This is a genomic window from Actinomycetospora flava (assembly GCF_037400335.1).
Taxonomy (GTDB): Bacteria; Actinomycetota; Actinomycetes; order Mycobacteriales; family Pseudonocardiaceae; genus Actinomycetospora; species Actinomycetospora flava.
Genome location: NZ_JBBEGM010000035.1, coordinates 1 through 1,326, shown reverse-complemented (window position 1 = coordinate 1,326; position 1,326 = coordinate 1). Strand labels below are relative to the sequence as shown.

At 72.7% G+C, this 1,326-nt stretch carries 1 protein-coding gene; it reads right to left on the bottom strand.

Features of this window, described 5'->3' with window-relative positions:
* Window positions 1–8: 8 nt before the first annotated feature.
* Complete coding sequence (locus tag WCD58_RS33540) at window positions 9–1,274, bottom strand: IS30 family transposase (protein WP_444876334.1); 1,266 nt, start codon at window positions 1,272–1,274, stop codon at window positions 9–11.
* Window positions 1,275–1,326 lie beyond the last annotated feature (52 nt).

Below are 1,326 nucleotides of genomic sequence, written 5' to 3'. Positions count from 1 at the left end.
CCGTGGGCTCAGGGGGTGGTCGCAACACCGGTGATTGGTGGGCCGGAGAGTAGTTGGTCGAGGGCGCGGGCTGGGGATCGCCACTGGAGGGTTTTGCGGGGTCGGCCGTTGAGTTCGGCGGCGACGGCGGCGAGGTCGTCGGCGGTGTGGACCGAGAGGTCGCTGCCTTTGGGGAAGTACTGGCGTAGCAGCCCGTTGGTGTTCTCGTTGCTGCCGCGCTGCCAGGGGCTGTGCGGGTCGCAGAAGTAGATCGGCAGGTCCGCCGCGATGCGGATCTCGTGGTGGCGGGCCATCTCGCTGCCCTGATCCCAGGCCAACGAGCGGCGCAGCCCGGCGGGCAGGGCGCGGATGGCCGGGACCATGGCGTCGCGCACGGCCGCGGCGTCGTGACGCTCGGGCAGGTGCAGCAGCAGCACGAACCGGGTGGAGCGCTCGACCAGGGTGCCGATCGCGGAGCCGTTGGCGGCCCCGAGGATCAGGTCGCCCTCCCAGTGCCCGGGCACCGCGCGGTCCCTGGCCTCGGCCGGCCGCTCGCTGATCATGATCTCGGGCGGGATGTGGAGCCGGCCCGAGCGGCGGGTGAAGGCCCGCGGGCGGCGCAGCGCACGACCGGTGCGCAGGCAGCGGTGCAGCTCGCGGCGCAGGCTGCCCCGTCCCTGGACGTAGAGCTCCTGGTAGATCGTCTCGTGGGACACCCACATCTCCGGGCGGTCGGGGAACCGGACGCGCAACTCGGCCGCGATCTGCTCGGGGCTCCAGTGCAGCTCAAGGCCCTGCTGGACCTCGGTGACCAGCTCAGGATGCCCGCTGAACTTGGTCGGCTTCGGGCGTCGCGCCCGCTGGTCGGCCTTGTGCCGCGCCGGCCCGGCCCGGTAGGCGTCCCGACGGGCCTGACGGGCATCGACACGTCGATACGGTCGCGGCGGCCCCGCCGGTGTCCGGGCACCGCCGTGCGCGCCACGGCGTTCCCGGGTCACGTGGTTGCGGTCGACCTCGCGCTTGACCGTCGAACGGTCCCGCCCGATCCGACGGCCGATCTCGGCGTAGGACAGGTCAGCGGCCAGCCCACGGGAGATCTCTTCCTGCTCGGCCAGCGACAGGTACCGGCCCTTCGGCTCACGCAGATCGGGAACCATCCCGCCAACCTCGCGAACCCAGCGCCACCCCCGGTGCTGCGACACACCCACCAACGCGCACGCGGCCTCATGCTCCAAGCCCTCCAACCGAGCCCGCCAGAACGCCCGCTCCCGCACCCGACTGCGCGGTCGACCCACGACCCCCACCCCGCTCCTACCCGAGGTGTTGCGACCGCCCCTTGAATCCGCC